Below are 16,038 nucleotides of genomic sequence, written 5' to 3' on the forward strand. Positions count from 1 at the left end.
CCAGGCCAAATTCACCGCTAGCCGAAAGGTTGGCGGCAGGATAAACTCGTTCTGCAGCGCAGATGGCAGTCATGAGAGCGTTGTCTGGCGAACAAATCTTGAGGTGAGGCCTAGAACGGCTCGTATGTCCCCAGCAGGTGCCCGAGCTTTGCGGCTCTGAAGTCGAGCCCGACAGACGCACTTTTGGGCCTCACGCCCCTTTTTGCAGGTAGCGCGTTCAGCCCCGTTGAGGGCGTGTACGTTTTCGGCCGCCGCGTTTTGGGGCGCCCCCCTTCCAGGAGACCAGACGGAGGTGCCCGAACTCCAGTGGTAAGAGCCGCCGTATCGGGGCGATGTCGAGCACCTGCGCCGTTGGAACTGCTGCGGCAATATTTCGGCCTTGACCTTGGACCATGGTCCTGCCCGTAAGAGGCCTCCCCAATAGCGGTGCCTTTGCGGCGCGGCACTCCAGATCGATCCGAGGAGTATGGGGAACAAGCGCGTCGTTCACATCGTCGATGACGAAGAGACAATCCGAAAGGCACTGCGATTCACGTTGCGTACCGCCGGCTTCGCCGTCGAGGCCTACGCTTCGGGGCCGGAGTTTCTGTCGGCCGCGGGTGACGCGAAGAAAGGCTGCGTGATCCTCGACATGCACATGCCGGACATGAACGGCCTTCAGGTCCAGGTGGAGCTGACGCGACGCGGGATTGATATGCCTGTCGTCATGCTCACCGGCAATGGCGATCCCACGCTCGCCGTGCAGGCAATGCAGGCGGGCGCTGCCGACTTTCTCGCCAAACCGGTCGAAAAGGCCGCATTGCTTGGCGCGATCGACCGCGCCTTCAGCTCGCTGGAGAATATAACCGGGCGTGCCGCAGAACAGGCCGACGCGCTGTCGAAAGCCGCGAGACTGACGCAGCGCGAACGGGCCGTTCTTAGAGGGATTGCGCGAGGCTATCCCAATAGCTTTATCGCAGATGAACTCGGTACCACGCCGCGCACGGTCGAGCTGGATCGAGCCAGCCTGATGGTCAAACTGGGAGCCCAAAGTTTGCCCGACTTGCTACGGATCGCGTTTGCTGTGGACCTGAACGGATCGCCTGAGGACGATCGCCATTAGGCTTCACCATCCTGCGACATCGGACGTTATGCGGATCGGCCCGTGGCGAGTTCGGCAATGATCGGACAATCCGGCCGCGCGTCGCCGTGGCAGCGTTCGGCGAGATCGACCAGCGTGTCGCGCAGCGCCGTCAGCGCTGCCGCCTTGCGCTCGAATTCCTCGGCACGGGCCAGCGCAAGCCGCTTCACCTCGCCACTCGCGCGACCCGTATCCGCCCAAAGGCCGAGCAGAGTGCGGATCTCCTCGATCGGAAACCCCAGATCGCGCGCATTGGCGATGAACCGCAGGCGATGAAGATCGCGCTCGTCATAGTCGCGATAGCCCGCACCCCGGCGCGGCGGCGCCGGGATGAGGCCTATCTTCTCATAATGGCGGATCATCCGCTCCGAGACGCCGCTCCGCCGAGACGTCTCGCCGATGTTCACAGCGCCTTCCGGTTGAGTCGCAGCGCGTTGGTGACCACGCTGACCGAGGAGAGCGCCATGGCGGCGGCCGCGATGATCGGCGAGAGCAGGATGCCGAACAGCGGATAGAGCGCGCCCGCCGCCACCGGCACGCCCGCGACATTGTAGATGAAGGCGAAGACGAGGTTCTGGCGGATGTTCGACATGGTCGCCTGGCTGAGCTTACGCGCCCGGACGATGCCGGTGAGGTCGCCCTTGAGCAGGGTCACGCCCGCGCTCTCGATGGCGACGTCGGTGCCCGAGCCCATGGCGATGCCGACATCGGCGGCGGCCAGCGCGGGGGCGTCGTTGACACCGTCGCCGGCCATGGCGACCACCCGCCCCTCGCGCTTGAACTTGGCGACCACGGCGCTTTTCTGATCGGGCAGCACCTCGGCTTCGACCTCGTCGATGCCCAGGCGCCGGGCGACCGCTTCCGCTGTCGTGCGGTTGTCGCCGGTCAGCATGACCACGCGAATACCCTCCGCCTTGAGCGCGGCGAGCGCTTCTGGCGTCGTGGCCTTCACCGGATCGGCGATGGCGAAGGCACCGCCGACGGTGCCGTCGATTCCGATGAAGATTGCGGTGGCGCCATCGCGTCGCAGTGCGTCGGCCTGGCCGGCGAGCGCCTCGGTGGCGACGCCCTCGTCGGCGAGGAACCGCGCATTGCCGAGGACGATGCGCCGCCCTTCGACCGTACCGAGCGCGCCGCGCCCGGTCGGCGAGTCGAAGTCGGTGACGTCGCTCGTGGCGATGGCGCGATCCTTCGCAGCCTCGACGATCGCCAGCGCGAGCGGATGTTCGGAAGCCCGTTCGACCGAGGCGGCAAGCCGCAGCAACTCGGCTTCGTCGAAGCCGGGCGCCGGCACGACCTGGGTGACGGCAGGGCGGCCTTCGGTCAGCGTGCCTGTCTTGTCGACGACGAGCGTGTCGACCTTCTCCATATGCTCGAGCGCTTCGGCATTCTTGATAAGGACGCCGAGTCCGGCGCCGCGGCCGACGCCCACCATGATCGACATCGGCGTGGCGAGACCCAGTGCACAGGGACAGGCGATGATCAGCACGGCGACCGCCGCCACCAGCCCATAGGCGAAGCGCGGCTCGGGGCCCCAGATACCCCAGGCGATAAACGCGACCACCGCAACCGCGATGACCACGGGCACGAACCAGCCCGACACCTGATCGGCCATGCGCTGGATCGGCGCGCGCGAGCGCTGCGCCTCGGCGACCATCTGGACAATCCGCGCAAGCATGGTGTCGCGTCCGACCTTGTCGGCGACGATCACCAGCGCACCGGTCTGGTTGAGCGTGCCGCCGATCACCGTGTCGGCCTTGGCCTTGGTGACGGGCATGGATTCACCGGTGACCATCGACTCGTCGAGCGAGGAGCGGCCGTCCTCGACTACGCCGTCGACCGGCACCTTCTCGCCCGGCCGCACGCGCAGGCGGTCGCCGACCGCGACCAGATCGAGACTGATCTCCTCTTCGCTCCCGTCGGCGGCGATCCGGCGCGCGGTCTTGGGCGCGAGGTTGAGCAGCGCCTTGATCGCGCCCGAGGTCCGCTCACGCGCGCGCAGTTCGAGCACCTGGCCGAGCAGCACGAGAACGGTGATCACCGCGGCGGCCTCGAAATAGACGGCAACCATGCCGTCCTCGCCGCGGAAGGCAGGCGGGAACAGCTGAGGCGCGAGCGTCGCGACGACGCTGTAGATCCAGGCGACCCCCGTCCCCATCGCGATCAGGGTGAACATGTTGAGGTTGCGGGTCTTGAGCGAGGCCCAGCCACGCTCGAAGAACGGCCAGCCCGCCCAGAGCACGACAGGCGTCGCCAGCACGAACTGGATCCATACCGAGGTCGACATCGGCACGAGGCGATGGATCACAGGAAACAGGTGCGCCCCCATCTCGAGGATCAGCACCGGCAGGGCCAGCACCAGGCCAACCCAGAAACGCCGCGTGAAATCGACCAGCTCGTGGCTGGGACCGCTGTCGGCGGTCACGGTCGCGGGTTCGAGCGCCATGCCGCAGATCGGACAGGACCCGGGATGGTCCTGCCGGATCTCGGGATGCATAGGGCAGGTCCAGATCGTGCCCACGGGCGCTGCGAACGGCGGTGCCGGCGGGCCGAGATAGCGCTCGGGATCGGCGATGAACTTTGCCCGGCAGCCCGCGCTGCAGAAATGATAGCGTTCACCGCCATGATCGGCATGGTGCGCGGTGGTCGCCGGATCGACGGTCATGCCACAGACCGGGTCCTTGATGCCGGTCGCCGCTTTCGCGCCGCCGTGGCCGCCGCAGCAACCGCCGCCATGCGCCGCTCCATGTGTCTCGTTCATCGCCTTGCTCCTTTCGACGCCTGACGATCTAGGGTCTGACACCGTGTCAGGGTCAATACGTAATCGCCTAAGCGGCCAAATCGGCGTACCCGGTCGCTCGGCCGGGATCAGCCAAGGTCGTTCGCAACCGTAAGGCCCTGGGCCTGCGCCGGTCGATGCGCGGTAAGCAATTCGATCGCGCCGGTGATGGTCAAGAGCCGAAACGTCTCGGCCACATGCCTGAAGCCGGCCGCCGCGATCAGGCCGGGGAGCACGCCGTCGGCGTTGGGTCGGGTATCATCGATGCCATCGAGTCGCTGCACGGTCAGGCGAAAGGCGAGCCGCATGAGACCGTGCTGGCGGCCATAATCTGCGATCACCAGGCGGCCACCCGGGCGCAGCATGGCGAACATGGCGCGCAGGGTTGCCGCCTTCTCCCTGACCGGCATCTGATGCAGCACGAGACTCGATACGACAGCGTCGGCGGTGCCCGGGGCCACGTCCCTGGCAAATCCCTGACGCCAGTCGATATCGGCCTGCCGCGCAGCGGCCTTGTGCCGCGCGATGTCGAGCGCCTCGGCATCGGGATCGAGACCGATCACCTGCGTCCTGGGCTCGGCTTGCTTGAGCATCAGCGCGAAGCTGCCGGTGCCACAGCCGACGTCGACGACCGTCTCACCGGCTTTGGGCGCCAGGGCGGCGAGCATGGCGGCACGCCACCGCTTCTCCCGCGTCCACAGGCGGATCGCGCGATCATAGTCTTTCGTCGATCCGGTCCCGAGCGGCGGGGTGTAGGATTGCATTGGCTTCTCCCAACGCGAGGCGTCCGAAACGATAAGCTACATCGACATGGGTGGCGACAGTGTCCCCAGCCAGGCGACCAGCCCGAGAATGACGATCGCAAGACCGCCTTCGACGACGAGGCTCGCGCGCAGCAGCGCCTGCGCCCGTGGCGCGTCCTCTTCCTCGATCGCCTGCGCAAGTGCCGGGGTCAGGCGATAACGGTTGAGCGCGGCCAGGCCCAGCATGCCGGCGAAGAGCAGCAGCTTGGCGATGAGCAGCAGGCCGTAGGTCGACTGCCCGAGAGACGCGATGTTGCCCGGGCCGACCAGGAACCAGCCGTTCACCGTCCCGGTCAGGATCAGCAGGGCGACGATGATCGTGCCGACGAGGGAGAAGCCCCGCAGCGCTTCCTCGGCGAGCATGACCCGGTCCATGTCTTCAGTGGCGAGATCATCGGTTGCGAGCCTGGTAAGAACCAGCGCAAGGAATGCGGCAAGCGCGCCGACCCAGGCGCCCGCGGCGAGCAGATGGATGAGATCGGCCCCCAGTTGCAGCCAGCCCGCCTCGCCTTCGCCGGCCGCGCCATGCCCGCTCCAGGCGAGGGTCGCGAGTGCGACCGCGCCTGCCAGAGTGGAGGCGATGAAGGCAGGACGGGATTGCCGGCGATAGAAGGGGATGGAGAGCAGAAGAACGAGGAGCGCGACGAGGCGCGCCTTCAGCGCCGTTCCCATGGACGTGCCGTTGAACAGCTCTGCGACCATGGAAAGATCAGGCTGGGTGAGCGGCAGCCCGGTCATGGCCGCTGCCTGCAACGCGAACCCCAGCGCCGACAGCAGGAGGGCGAGACAGGCGAGACCGGCCACCATTGCTACCATCGGCAGATGCCGCTGTACCATCCGGCCGCCGCCGGGCGCATAGAGCGCGAACAGCGGCAGGCCGAACAACAGGCCGAGATCGACGTAGAGCGCCCAGCGGACGGCGACGAGTGCCACGTCGTTCATGGCGTCACTTGACGGTAAAGGCGAGATTGCCCTGGATGCGGTGCGTGTCGGTCGAGACGACGTGCCAGGCGACCTGATAGCTGCCCGCCATGAGCGGCTTGGCGAGCGTCAGCACGAGCGTCTTGTCGCCTTCGACGGACGTCTTGAAGCCGGTTACCGCCATGCGGTGGTTGGGCATGCCGGGCATGCCGGTCATCACGATCTCGGCGCCCGACAGCTTCGGCATCAGACCTTCACTGAAGGTGAGCGTTATACGCGACGGCGCCGAGACGCTGGCGTTCGCGGCGGGCGTCGAGGACACAAGCTTGGGATGCGCGTAGGCCGGAGCAGAAACACTCAGGCCGACGGCGGCGATAACTGCGAGAGGCGAAAAGAAACGCATTGGAACATTCTCCTGTAGATCCCATGAGACAATACGCAGCCCGAGCCCCCACCCCTCGCAATTATTCTTTTCAATCTACAGCAAGGGTTCCTGGACCATCGTGCGTATTGATGGATGAAGACGGAGAAGCACCATGGATGAACTTGACCACCTGCTCTCGCGGTTGCGCGATGCGCCTCTCGATCCCAGGCTCGGCGGCCTGGAAAGCCGGGTCATGGCGGAAATAGCGCGCATCCGGGCCATACCAAGCCTTGGCGCTATGACGTTCGGCATCGCGGCCGCAACCGCGCTGTTCATCGGAATTGCCGGCTCGGCAGTTTCGACACGGTCTGCTGATGCCAAACCGCTATCGCCCTTCGATGCTCGGCTCGCGCTTGCGCCCTCGACGCTGCTGAGCTCGCAGTGATGCGCGACCGCCGCCGGCTCCTGCTCCTCGTCCTGGTGACCTTCGCCGCGGCGATCGCTGGCGTTGTCATTGGCCGCGTCTATGTGGTTCCAGTGCGCCCGGTCGAAAATGAGCTGCACGAGCTGCTCCATCGCGATCTGAAGCTGAATTCAGCGCAACACAGCCGACTCGAGACAATCGAGAAGAACTACGCGATCCGGCGTCAAGCGCTGGAGGCCGAATTGCGCGCCGACAATGCGCGTCTCGCGGAAGCGATCGAAGCGGAGCATGGCTATGGCCCGCAAGTCGCAACTGCGGTGGATCGCTCGCACCAGGCCATGGGCGCGCTGCAGAAAGAAACACTTGAGCATATCTTCGCGATGCGGGCCGTGCTGCGCCCGGATCAGACGGACAAATTCGACGACGCCGTGGTGAAAGCGCTGACGGCCAAATCCGAATGACCGCGTGCCTCCCCGACTGCTCGGACGGGGAGCTCGCGGCTCTGGCGCTTGGAGGCCGGCAAGCGGCCTATGGCGAGCTGGTCCGCCGGCATCAAGGTTGGGTTCACCGGCTCGTGCGCAGCCATGTCGGATCTATGGATGAGGCATTGGATGTCACCCAGGCGAGCTTCGTCGCGGCCTTTGCCGCACTCAACCGCTATGACGTAACCCGACCCTTCCAGGTCTGGATGTCCCGGATTGTCATCAACAAATGCCATGACTGGCGGCGTCGGCGAGCGGTTCGAAATTTCTTTGCCCTAGCCCTACCGCTCGGCGAGGCGGACGGCGTCGCCGACGACGCACCGCTGCCCGATCAGGCGATCGGGGCCGAACAGCAGCTCGCGCAAGCAATGAAAGCGATTGCTGCCCTGCCGTCTTCCCTCAAGGACACGCTTATTTTGCGTACGATCGACGAGAAATCGGAAGCTGAAACCGCCGAAATTCTCGGGATCAGCCAGAAGGCGGTCGAAACGCGCCTCTATCGAGCTAGGGCACGCCTTTCGGAAATATTAAAGAAAGTTTGAGGGGGATGAGGCCATGCTGCGTATTCCCAATAGGTACGCCCTCTTTCTTAAAGCTGAGACAACCGAATGATTTCTGCTCTCGACCGCCGCCAGTTCCTCCGCGGCGCGGCCCTCGCCGGCGGCGGCGCAGCATTGTCAGCCTGGCTGCCGGCCTGGGCGCAGACGATCTCGCCGGGGATGCGACCGACGCTGCCGACCGTGTCGGGCGAAGACATTACGCTCACCATCGCCCGGCAGTCGATGACCATCGACGGGCGCAAGTTCCGGGCAATCGGCCTCAACGGCACGGTCCCCGCCCCGCTGATCCGGCTGCGCGAGGGCCAGCGCGTGCGGCTCAACGTCATCAATCAGCTGGAGGAGGACAGCTCGATCCACTGGCACGGGCTGATCCTGCCGGCCAATATGGACGGTGTGCCGGGCGTGTCTTTTCCGGGCATCAAGCCGGGCTCGAACTACCTCTACCAGTTCTCCGTCGTGCAAAGCGGCACCTACTGGTACCACAGCCATTCAGGCCTGCAGGAACAGGAAGGCCATTACGGCCCGATCATCATCGATCCCGCCGGTGCCGATCCGGTCGCCTATGACCGCGAGCATGTCATCGTGCTCGCCGATCACAGCGCGCTCTCGCCGCAGGCGATCTTCCGGCGCCTCAAGGTCAACCCCGGCCATTTCAATTTCCAGCGCCAGACCCTGGCCGGGCTCCTGTCGGGCAAGGATCAGCCGCTCAAGGACCGGCTCGACTGGGGCCAGATGCGGATGGACCCGGCCGACATCTCCGATGTGACCGGATCCACCTACACCTATCTCGTCAACGGCCATGGTCCGATGGACAACTGGACCGCGCTCTTCACCCCGGGCGAACGGGTGCGGCTGCGGGTCATCAATGCGTCGGCGATGACCACCTTCAACGTCCGCATCCCCGGCCTGCCGCTGACCATCGTCCAGGCCGACGGGCAGAATGTGGTGCCGGTCACCGTCGACGAGTTCCAGGTTGGTGTTGCCGAGACCTACGACGTCGTTGTCAGCCCAGGCGATGACAAGGCCTACACCCTTGTCGGCGAGGCGATCGACCGCTCGGGCATGGCGCGTGCCACGCTCGCGCCGCGCGCCGGCATGGCCGGCGAGGTTCCCCCCTTACGCAAACGGCCGCTCGCCGACATGAAGGACATGGGCATGGACATGTCCTCGATGCCGGGCATGGAAGGCATGGACATGTCGGGCGGCGCTATGCGGGGCGTCGATCCGACGGCCGAGAAGAACGCGTCCGCGCGCCTCGCGACCGGCGCGGCGGCAGCGATGGCGACCATGGACAATAGCGCCATGGCAGGCATGGATCATTCGGGGATGGATCATTCCGCGATGAGCGGGATGGACCACGGCGCGATGGGCGCCGATGGCCAGATGGCGGGCATGGACCATGGCGGGCACGCGATGGGGTCGATGAAGATGCGAGACTTCTCGAACGCGCCGCAGGTGAAGCGCGACCCGAGCGTCCAGACCATCTCGCCGATGCCCGTCGACCGCACCGGCGAGCCCGGCCAGGGCCTCGCCGACGTCGGCCACAAGGTGCTTGTCTACAGGGACCTGATGGCGCTCGATCGCAATCCGGACGTGCGCGCGCCGAGCCGCAGCATCGACATTCACCTCACCGGCAACATGGAGCGGTTCATGTGGTCGTTCGACGGCGAAAAAATGTCGGACCATCACGAGCCGATCCCCTTCATCGAAGGCGAGCGGGTGCGCGTCAATCTCATCAACGACACGATGATGGGGCATCCGATCCATATTCACGGGCATTTTTTCGAGCTGGTGACGGGGCATGGCGATCATGCGCCACGCAAGCATACGGTAATCGTCCAGCCCGGCGGCAAGGTGACCTGGGACTTCACCGCCGACGCGGTCGGCGACTGGGCCTTCCACTGTCATCTCCTCTACCACATGCATGCCGGGATGATGCGGGTCGTGAGCGTCCGTCCGAAGGGAGACGCGTAATGACCCGCATCCTCACGCCGCTGGTGAGCGCGATCGCCCTTTTCGCTGCCGCGCCCGCCTTTGCCCAGGATCATTCAATGCACGGCATGCCCGGCATGGCGCCGCCGGGCGAGGTGCCGCCGGCGCAGGAGAAGAAGAAGGACAAGGCCGCCGCCAGGCCGCGCGCTCAGACACCAGCGCCAGACGCCACCTCGGCGATGGACCATTCGCAGCACCAGGCCAGTCCTGCGCCGCAGGGAGATGCGGCCGGTCAGCCGCAACCCGCGTCTCCCGCGATGCCGGACATGCCGGGCATGGACCACTCCCAGCATCAGGACGGCGCGATGCCGGACATGCCCGGGATGGACCATTCGCAGCATGGCCAGACCGCCATGCCCGGCATGCAAATGACCGGCACGGCGCTTCCGGCCGGCAATGCGCCCCCGCCGCCTCCCCCCAGCGACCACTTCGCCGATCGTGATTTTCCCGGCGCCGAGATGGCGCGCTCACGCGACATCATGATGAAGGACAGCGGCGGCAACAATTTCGGGCAGGTGCTGCTCAACCTGTTCGAGTATCAAGCGCATAGCGGTCGCGATGGCTATCGCTGGGATGGCGAAGGCTTTTACGGCGGCGATATCAACCGGCTCTGGCTCAAGAGCGAGGGCGAAGGCGAGTTCGGCCGCGGCATCGACAGCGCGGAGGTGCAGGTGCTCTATAGCCGGGCCATCGACCCCTATTTCAATCTTCAGGGCGGTATCCGCCAGGACTTCGGCCGCGGGCCCGACCGCACTTACGCGACGGTCGGCGTCGAGGGCCTGGCTCCCGGCATGTTCGAAGTCGAAGGCGCGCTGTTCCTCTCGACCAAGGGCGATGTTCTGGGCCGGGTCGAGGGCTATTACGACCAGCGCATTACCCAGCGCCTGATCTTGCAGCCGCGCGCCGAGGTCAATTTCGCCGCGCAGGATATTCCGGAGAACGACATCGGTTCGGGGCTGGTCAACATAGAGCTCGGCGCGCGCCTGCGCTATGAGTTCAGCCGCCAGTTCGCACCCTATATCGGCGTCTCTTATCTGCGCAAAGCCGGCGACACGGCGCGGCTGTCGAGGCTTGCCGGCGAGGACGTCCATGCCACCAGCTTCGTCGCCGGCATCCGCTTCTGGTTCTAGCATCGGGACGGCTGATGGCGGGGGCGAACAGGAGAGCGGGGCGTTACACTGAGACCCAGGTCGGCCTGCGCCGAACGAAGGAGATACGCCATGGATCATTCGTCCCACATGAGCACACGGAAGATGGGCGCCTATTGGAGCCTGGCCTTCCAGACCGTCATCAGCGGCGTCATCATGTATCTGGTGATGTTCGTCATGATCGACGGGCTCGACAGCTTCTACAACAACCTCAACATGCTCTACATGACGCTGATGATGGTCTCACCGATGGTGGTGCTCATGATCCTCGCCATGCGGCACATGTTCCCGTCGAAGGCCGCCAACATCGCGCTGATCGCCGCGTCGCTGGTCGCCTTCTTGGGCAGCTTCGCGTTCATCCGCACGCAGACCACGATCGGCGACACGGCCTTTCTGCGCTCGATGATCCCACACCACTCCGGCGCGATCCTGATGTGCCAGGAAGCAAAGCTGAGCGATCCCGAAGTCATCCGGCTTTGCGAATCGATCAAGCGCTCGCAGCGGCAGGAAATCGACGAGATGAAGGCCATACTCGCGCGGCGCTGAGTGGCACGGTCCGGCTACGCCCGGATACGTGCGCCCGGCCGGGCGTGTGAGCCGGCCGATGGTCTACACGAGGCGCGGGCCCGACGAGATTGCCAGGGAGGTGGCGCGGCTTGCGCCGCTGTTCCTGCGACAGGCTGGCGGCCACGTCCTGACGCTGCTCGATCCTTCCGGGATGGTGCTGAGCTATAATGAAGAAGGCGAGCGTGCCGAATGCTGGCCGCTCGATCGCGTCCTGGGACAGCCCCACGACCTGTTCTACCCGCCCGACGAGATTGCGGCGGGGCGTCCAGGCGCAGACCTGGCGGCCGCCCTTCACGAGGGCACGCTGGAGCGCGAAGCGTGGCGGGTCTGCGAGAACGGCGCGGAATATCTGGCGCGCCTGACGATCACCGCACTGTTCGAAGGCGACACACATCGCGGCTTCGCCTGCATCAGCCGCGATGTCACCGACGAGGCGGCGGTCCGCGCATCGATCGAGACCCGCGAGCAGCATCTGCAATCGATTCTGGCGACGGTGCCGGATGCGATGATCATCATCGACGAGACCGGCGCCATCACGTCGTTCAGCGCAGCGGCACAACGCCTGTTCGGCTACAGCGAAGCCGAGCTCGTCGGCCGCAACGTCTCCTGCCTTATGCCCCAGCCCGATCGCGACCGTCACGACGAATATCTCGCGCATTATCTGCAGACCGGCGAGCGCCGGATCATCGGCCTCGGTCGCGTCGTGGTCGGCCAGCGCCGCGACGGCTCAACCTTCCCGATGCAGCTGTCGGTCGGCGAGGCCGGTGAAGACGGGCAGCGGTTGTTCACCGGCTTTATCCGGGATCTCACCGCCAAGGAGCAGGATGAGCTCAGGCTCAAGGAACTGCAGGCAGAGCTGGTCCATGTCTCTCGGCTGAGCGCGATGGGCACGATGGCCTCGACGCTCGCGCATGAGCTCAACCAGCCGCTTGCCGCGGTCGCGCTCTATCTCGAGACGATCCGCGACATGCTCGACGAGCGGGACGACGAACCCTTCGTGTCGCTACGGTCGGTGATGGATGATGCGGCACAGGAAACGCTGCGGGCCGGCCATATCGTCCGGCGCCTGCGCGATTTCGTCGCCCGCGGCGAGGTCGACAAGAGCCTCCACGAGCTGCCGCAGGTCATCGCCGAGGCGAGCCAGCTCGCGCTGGTCGGTGCACGCGAGCGCGGCATCCGCAGCTTCTTTGCGGTCGATCCCGCCGCGACGCTGGTCCTCGTCGACAGGGTGCAGATCCAGCAGGTGCTGGTCAACCTGATGCGCAATGCCATCGAGGCGATGGCGGAGTGTCCGGTTCGCGACCTCAAGGTGGCGACCAGGTTGCGCCCTGACGGGCTGATCGAGGTGACCGTGGAGGATACCGGTCCCGGCATCGCGGACGGAATCCGCGAGCAGCTCTTCACGGCGTTCAACTCGACAAAGGCCGACGGCATGGGCCTCGGCCTCTCGATCTGCCGGACCATCATCGAAGCGCATGGCGGCCGTATCTGGATGGAGCGCCCCGACCGCGGCGGCACCCGCTTTCATTTTACCTTGATCCATGCGCGGGCGGAGGAGGAACATGGGGGATAGACGCGTCATCCATCTGGTCGACGACGAGGAGAGCATCCGCAAGGCGGCGAGCTTTGCGCTCAAGACCGCGGGCTACGACGTCGTGACCTATGCCTCGGGCGTGGAGTTTCTCAAGGAGGCGAAGTCGGCGGCCGTCGGCTGCGTCATCCTTGACGTGCGCATGCCCGAGATGGACGGTCTCGAGGTTCAGGCCGCCATGGCAGCACGCGGGGTCAACATGCCGGTCATCGTCCTGACCGGCCATGGCGACGTGTCGGTTGCGGTGCAGGCCATGAAAGGCGGCGCGGTCGACTTTCTCGAGAAGCCCTTCGAGAAAGCGGCCCTGCTCGGCGCCGTCAGCCGCGCGTTCGCGCGTCTCGACGATGTCGACTTTCGCACTCTGGAAACCTCTGAAGCCGGCGTGCGGGTCGCTGCACTGACGCCCCGGGAGCGTGAAGTGCTGGAAGGGCTGGCGAACGGCCTGCCCAATAAGACGATCGCCTATGACCTGGGCTGTTCATCGCGAACGGTCGAGGTCCATCGCGCGAGCCTGATGGCCAAGCTCGAGGTCCGCAATTTGTCCGAAGCCCTGCGGATCGCCTTTGCCGCGGGCATGGGCCGCAAGCCGAAGTGACTGCGACCTCTACGTAGCGACGGGACGAGGCGCGATATGCGATCGATGGTGCAATCGTCACACGGGTGTCCGCTTCTCGCAATGCCATCGGTCCGTTCCACTCAGCATGATGGCAGATACACCATCCTCGTCTCCGACGACGATCCCGGCGTGCGGCGTGGCCTCCAGCTGCTGCTGAGATCGCGCGGCTATGCCGTGTGGGGATATACGACCGGCCACGCGCTGTTGGCCGACCCCCGCGCGAAGGAGGCAGACTGCGTCATCCTCGACTATCGCATGCCCGACATCGACGGATTCGCGATGCTGCGTCACCTTCGCGAGATCGGATGGTCGGGACGCGCCATCATGATCTCAGGCTTTCACGACACGCTGCTGGCCTGGCGGGCCGCCGAGGCGGGCTTCGATCACGTTCTCGCAAAGCCTTTGATCGGCAGGGCTTTGCTCGATGCGTTGGACCGGCACCGCGCCGAGGTTCTGCGAAAGCATTGAGTTATGGCGGCCGGCCCCCGGCAGCCTCAGCCCGGCGCGATGTGGAAAGCCGATCTGCGCCGTCAAAGCCAGTGGCTACGTTTGAACCGGATGTAGAGCCCAATGCAGACCGCAGCGATGACGCCGAGGATGACGAAATATCCCCATTGCGTCTTCAGTTCGGGCATATTCTCGAAATTCATGCCGTAGATTCCGGCAATCGCGGTAGGCACCGCGAGGATCGCGGCCCAGGCGGCAAGCTGACGCGTGATCGCACCCTGGCGCTGCTGTTCGAGCAGGTGACTCGCCTCGAACACCGAGATCAGGATGTCGCGGATGCCGGTGATGGCGCTCTCAACCCTGAGCATGTGATCGAGCAAATCACGGAAATAGGGTTTCCTTCTCACGATCTGGCTTTTGAGCCATTCGAGCATGGAATCTTTTGCCATCATGGGCGTCGTCGTCGCTCTCGGCAGCATCGTCTACCGGGCCAGCATCCGCCGGTCATCAACGTAGGGGTCACGACGGTGGAGCGAGCGGTCGGCTCTTCAAGCCCAACGCGATCGGCTCATTTCTCGCTCACCAGTCGTGAACTAACGGCAAATTTGTCAGAATTTGAGGGTGAAAGTGATTTATGGCCCTCATTTTTGTTTCAAGCAGCGCCTGCCGAATGCATCTCTGCGATTGATGTCTTCTGCAAAAGCTTGTTGGCATCGGATGCTCGCTGATCACACCTAACCCGTAATCGTGCCTCTGGCTGACATACCCGACAAACGTATAAGCTCGCCATGCGCGGGCGTCACCAACCCAATTCCGCGTGCGATCCCAAGCGCACAAGCTGCAAGGTGTCGTCATCGGGCTTGCGGTAAATCAGCACGAGGTCGGGCTTTATGTGGCAATCGCGATGGTCGCGCCAGTCGCCGGTCAGCGCATGGTCGCGGTGGCGCGGTTCAAGCGGCTCGTCGGATGCCAGCGCCTCGATGATCGGGATCAGGTCAGCGTCCAGCGTCTTGGCGTGCTGCCCCTTCTTCTCCCGCTTGTAGTCGCGCTTGAACCGCCCGAAGCGTTCAATCGTCCGCATTGAGGTCGGCCATCAGGTCGACCACCGTGGCGAACCGCTTGCCCTTTCCCTCGCGCGCTTCCTTCATGGCCTCGATCGTCTCGGCATTGGGCACCAGCGGTTCAAACGGCAAGGCCTTGTCGCGGGCAACGCGGGTCAGCATCAGGCGCACGGCATCGGAGACGGTCAGCCCCATAGCAGCCAGCACGGTCGCGGCTTCCTCCTTCACCGCTCCGTCGATCCGGGTCTGCACAAGAGCGTTTGCGGCCATGTCGATTTCCTTTCTGCATGACGATGTAATGCAAGCGAACGCAAAGTGCAATCAGGCAAAGCCCCGGCTATCGACATGGCGACCGGGCTTCGCGTTTTTCACCTTCAATGCTGTGAGTGCCATCGGTTCGGGGCCCTGATCGGGAATGTTGGGGCCGTTCTCACACTTTCGGTGGGCAAACGGTCCCACAATCGTTCCCACATTTTGGGCCAAATTCAGGCAAATCAGGGAGACGACCGCGAACAACTTACAAGACAAATCGTTGCTTTTTCAGTGTAGGTAGGGGTAGGGACGCCATCAGCTCGCTTGACACAAGGTTCTACACTCGACAGCGGGGTCCTCTACCACCGGGCAATTCTGCAGGATGCTGCAAACCGCGCGATATCAATGGCGGGCGAAAATTCGCTGACCGGCGCTGCCGAAGGCCACCACCGTATAGGGTTGGCGGGCAGCGCCTGCCACTTCCATGCCCTCCGAACCGATCGGCATCCCCGCAACCGCAATGCCTTTGACGCCCGCAGGACGGGTCGCCAGCAAGCGCTTGACGTCGGATATCGGGACATGGCCCTCGATCATATAGCCATCGACGATCGCGCTGTGGCAAGATGCCAGCGTCCGGGGCATGCCGGCCTTGCGCTGAAGCTCGCTGCGCGACGCATCGTCACGCATGACGACCTTGCGTCCCAGCTTCGCGCGCACGGCCTGCGCCCACTTCTCGCAACATCCACATCCCGGATCCCGGTGGACGACGATATCACTGGCCGCAAGCGCTACGCCGGGCATGGCGAGGAACAGCAAGGCGACGAATAGGCGGGTCTTCATGAAATGACTCCCGGAAGAACGATAAGCATGGGGCAGAGGCCCCTTCTTTTCTATACGCATCAATGCGCCCC

At 64.8% G+C, this 16,038-nt stretch carries 18 protein-coding genes and 1 pseudogene; 10 read left to right on the plus strand and 9 right to left on the minus strand.

Going from position 1 to position 16,038, the window contains the following annotated elements; genetic code table 11:
- Window positions 1-466: 466 nt before the first annotated feature.
- Window positions 467-1,102, plus strand: a complete 636-nt coding sequence (locus PX554_RS24465) for a response regulator transcription factor (RefSeq protein ID WP_020820527.1) — start codon at window positions 467-469, stop codon at window positions 1,100-1,102.
- 26 nt (window positions 1,103-1,128) lie between these two features.
- On the opposite strand, the gene cueR is transcribed toward PX554_RS24465, so the two are convergent.
- The 5 genes from cueR to copC form a co-directional block, all read right to left on the minus strand.
- On the minus strand, window positions 1,129-1,527 hold the full coding sequence (gene cueR, locus PX554_RS24470; RefSeq protein ID WP_020820526.1) for a Cu(I)-responsive transcriptional regulator: 399 nt from the start codon (window positions 1,525-1,527) through the stop codon (window positions 1,129-1,131).
- Window positions 1,524-3,881 (minus strand): heavy metal translocating P-type ATPase, encoded by a 2,358-nt coding sequence (locus PX554_RS24475; protein ID WP_020820525.1) that lies wholly within the window; start codon window positions 3,879-3,881, stop codon window positions 1,524-1,526. Before PX554_RS24475 ends, cueR begins: the two co-directional genes overlap by 4 nt.
- 107 nt (window positions 3,882-3,988) lie before the next feature.
- Entirely contained in the window at window positions 3,989-4,663 is a 675-nt protein-coding gene (locus PX554_RS24480) for a class I SAM-dependent methyltransferase (RefSeq protein WP_020820524.1), read from the minus strand.
- A 36-nt stretch (window positions 4,664-4,699) separates the two neighbouring features.
- A complete protein-coding gene (gene copD, locus PX554_RS24485; protein WP_020820523.1) occupies window positions 4,700-5,644 on the minus strand; it encodes a copper homeostasis membrane protein CopD in 945 nt (314 codons plus the stop codon).
- A 4-nt stretch (window positions 5,645-5,648) separates the two neighbouring features.
- Window positions 5,649-6,026 carry a copper homeostasis periplasmic binding protein CopC gene (gene copC, locus PX554_RS24490; RefSeq protein WP_007683372.1) on the minus strand — a complete coding sequence of 126 codons (378 nt, stop codon included), beginning with the start codon at window positions 6,024-6,026 and terminating at the stop codon, window positions 5,649-5,651.
- Window positions 6,027-6,159: 133 nt separating this feature from the next.
- Here copC and PX554_RS24495 point away from each other — a divergent pair, with 133 nt between their 5' ends.
- From PX554_RS24495 to PX554_RS24535, 9 genes are all read left to right on the plus strand, one after another.
- Window positions 6,160-6,432 (plus strand): hypothetical protein, encoded by a 273-nt coding sequence (locus PX554_RS24495; protein ID WP_007683370.1) that lies wholly within the window; start codon window positions 6,160-6,162, stop codon window positions 6,430-6,432.
- On the plus strand, window positions 6,432-6,872 hold the full coding sequence (locus PX554_RS24500) for a periplasmic heavy metal sensor (RefSeq protein ID WP_007683368.1): 441 nt from the start codon (window positions 6,432-6,434) through the stop codon (window positions 6,870-6,872). The genes PX554_RS24495 and PX554_RS24500 overlap by 1 nt, the downstream gene beginning before the upstream one ends.
- Window positions 6,869-7,435: an RNA polymerase sigma factor gene (locus PX554_RS24505; RefSeq protein WP_007683367.1), complete on the plus strand. Its 567-nt coding sequence runs from the start codon at window positions 6,869-6,871 to the stop codon at window positions 7,433-7,435. Before PX554_RS24500 ends, PX554_RS24505 begins: the two co-directional genes overlap by 4 nt.
- Before the next feature lie 66 nt (window positions 7,436-7,501).
- Window positions 7,502-9,427, plus strand: a complete 1,926-nt coding sequence (locus tag PX554_RS24510; protein WP_007683365.1) for a copper resistance system multicopper oxidase — start codon at window positions 7,502-7,504, stop codon at window positions 9,425-9,427.
- Window positions 9,427-10,575: a copper resistance protein B gene (locus PX554_RS24515; protein WP_007683363.1), complete on the plus strand. Its 1,149-nt coding sequence runs from the start codon at window positions 9,427-9,429 to the stop codon at window positions 10,573-10,575. The genes PX554_RS24510 and PX554_RS24515 overlap by 1 nt, the downstream gene beginning before the upstream one ends.
- Window positions 10,576-10,665: 90 nt before the next feature.
- A complete protein-coding gene (locus PX554_RS24520; RefSeq protein WP_007683361.1) occupies window positions 10,666-11,139 on the plus strand; it encodes a DUF305 domain-containing protein in 474 nt (157 codons plus the stop codon).
- 58 nt (window positions 11,140-11,197) lie between these two features.
- Window positions 11,198-12,733, plus strand: coding sequence for a two-component system sensor histidine kinase NtrB (locus PX554_RS24525; RefSeq protein WP_007683359.1), 1,536 nt, complete (start codon window positions 11,198-11,200; stop codon window positions 12,731-12,733).
- Window positions 12,723-13,346 (plus strand): response regulator transcription factor, encoded by a 624-nt coding sequence (locus PX554_RS24530; protein ID WP_007683357.1) that lies wholly within the window; start codon window positions 12,723-12,725, stop codon window positions 13,344-13,346. The genes PX554_RS24525 and PX554_RS24530 overlap by 11 nt, the downstream gene beginning before the upstream one ends.
- A gap of 81 nt (window positions 13,347-13,427) precedes the next feature.
- Window positions 13,428-13,835 (plus strand): response regulator, encoded by a 408-nt coding sequence (locus PX554_RS24535; protein ID WP_007683354.1) that lies wholly within the window; start codon window positions 13,428-13,430, stop codon window positions 13,833-13,835.
- Between the two features lie 62 nt (window positions 13,836-13,897).
- Here PX554_RS24535 and PX554_RS24540 read toward each other — a convergent pair.
- The 4 genes and pseudogenes from PX554_RS24540 to PX554_RS24555 all read right to left on the minus strand — a co-directional run.
- Window positions 13,898-14,212, minus strand: a pseudogene (locus PX554_RS24540) (CorA family divalent cation transporter); the annotation flags it as partial.
- Between the two features lie 401 nt (window positions 14,213-14,613).
- Window positions 14,614-14,895 carry a type II toxin-antitoxin system YafQ family toxin gene (locus PX554_RS24545; protein ID WP_004212690.1) on the minus strand — a complete coding sequence of 94 codons (282 nt, stop codon included), beginning with the start codon at window positions 14,893-14,895 and terminating at the stop codon, window positions 14,614-14,616.
- Window positions 14,882-15,145 carry a type II toxin-antitoxin system RelB/DinJ family antitoxin gene (locus PX554_RS24550; RefSeq protein ID WP_004212689.1) on the minus strand — a complete coding sequence of 88 codons (264 nt, stop codon included), beginning with the start codon at window positions 15,143-15,145 and terminating at the stop codon, window positions 14,882-14,884. The genes PX554_RS24545 and PX554_RS24550 overlap by 14 nt, the downstream gene beginning before the upstream one ends.
- 384 nt (window positions 15,146-15,529) lie before the next feature.
- Entirely contained in the window at window positions 15,530-15,967 is a 438-nt protein-coding gene (locus PX554_RS24555) for a DUF411 domain-containing protein (RefSeq protein ID WP_007683347.1), read from the minus strand.
- Window positions 15,968-16,038: the final 71 nt, after the last annotated feature.

The organism is Sphingomonas pollutisoli (assembly GCF_029167165.1).
GTDB lineage: Bacteria > Pseudomonadota > Alphaproteobacteria > Sphingomonadales > Sphingomonadaceae > Sphingomonas > Sphingomonas pollutisoli.

Bases quoted from the DNA above. Each gene is read 5' to 3' on its own strand.
- copC (WP_007683372.1), bottom strand. From the start codon at position 6,026: ATGCGTTTCTTTTCGCCTCTCGCAGTTATCGCCGCCGTCGGCCTGAGT.
- PX554_RS24495 (WP_007683370.1), top strand. From the start codon at position 6,160: ATGGATGAACTTGACCACCTGCTCTCGCGGTTGCGCGATGCGCCTCTC.
- PX554_RS24545 (WP_004212690.1), bottom strand. From the start codon at position 14,895: ATGCGGACGATTGAACGCTTCGGGCGGTTCAAGCGCGACTACAAGCGG.
- PX554_RS24525 (WP_007683359.1), top strand. From the start codon at position 11,198: ATGGTCTACACGAGGCGCGGGCCCGACGAGATTGCCAGGGAGGTGGCG.
- PX554_RS24520 (WP_007683361.1), top strand. From the start codon at position 10,666: ATGGATCATTCGTCCCACATGAGCACACGGAAGATGGGCGCCTATTGG.
- PX554_RS24475 (WP_020820525.1), bottom strand. From the start codon at position 3,881: ATGAACGAGACACATGGAGCGGCGCATGGCGGCGGTTGCTGCGGCGGC.
- PX554_RS24480 (WP_020820524.1), bottom strand. From the start codon at position 4,663: ATGCAATCCTACACCCCGCCGCTCGGGACCGGATCGACGAAAGACTAT.
- PX554_RS24550 (WP_004212689.1), bottom strand. From the start codon at position 15,145: ATGGCCGCAAACGCTCTTGTGCAGACCCGGATCGACGGAGCGGTGAAG.
- PX554_RS24535 (WP_007683354.1), top strand. From the start codon at position 13,428: ATGCCATCGGTCCGTTCCACTCAGCATGATGGCAGATACACCATCCTC.
- PX554_RS24555 (WP_007683347.1), bottom strand. From the start codon at position 15,967: ATGAAGACCCGCCTATTCGTCGCCTTGCTGTTCCTCGCCATGCCCGGC.
- PX554_RS24500 (WP_007683368.1), top strand. From the start codon at position 6,432: ATGCGCGACCGCCGCCGGCTCCTGCTCCTCGTCCTGGTGACCTTCGCC.
- PX554_RS24515 (WP_007683363.1), top strand. From the start codon at position 9,427: ATGACCCGCATCCTCACGCCGCTGGTGAGCGCGATCGCCCTTTTCGCT.
- PX554_RS24465 (WP_020820527.1), top strand. From the start codon at position 467: ATGGGGAACAAGCGCGTCGTTCACATCGTCGATGACGAAGAGACAATC.
- PX554_RS24510 (WP_007683365.1), top strand. From the start codon at position 7,502: ATGATTTCTGCTCTCGACCGCCGCCAGTTCCTCCGCGGCGCGGCCCTC.
- copD (WP_020820523.1), bottom strand. From the start codon at position 5,644: ATGAACGACGTGGCACTCGTCGCCGTCCGCTGGGCGCTCTACGTCGAT.
- PX554_RS24530 (WP_007683357.1), top strand. From the start codon at position 12,723: ATGGGGGATAGACGCGTCATCCATCTGGTCGACGACGAGGAGAGCATC.
- PX554_RS24505 (WP_007683367.1), top strand. From the start codon at position 6,869: ATGACCGCGTGCCTCCCCGACTGCTCGGACGGGGAGCTCGCGGCTCTG.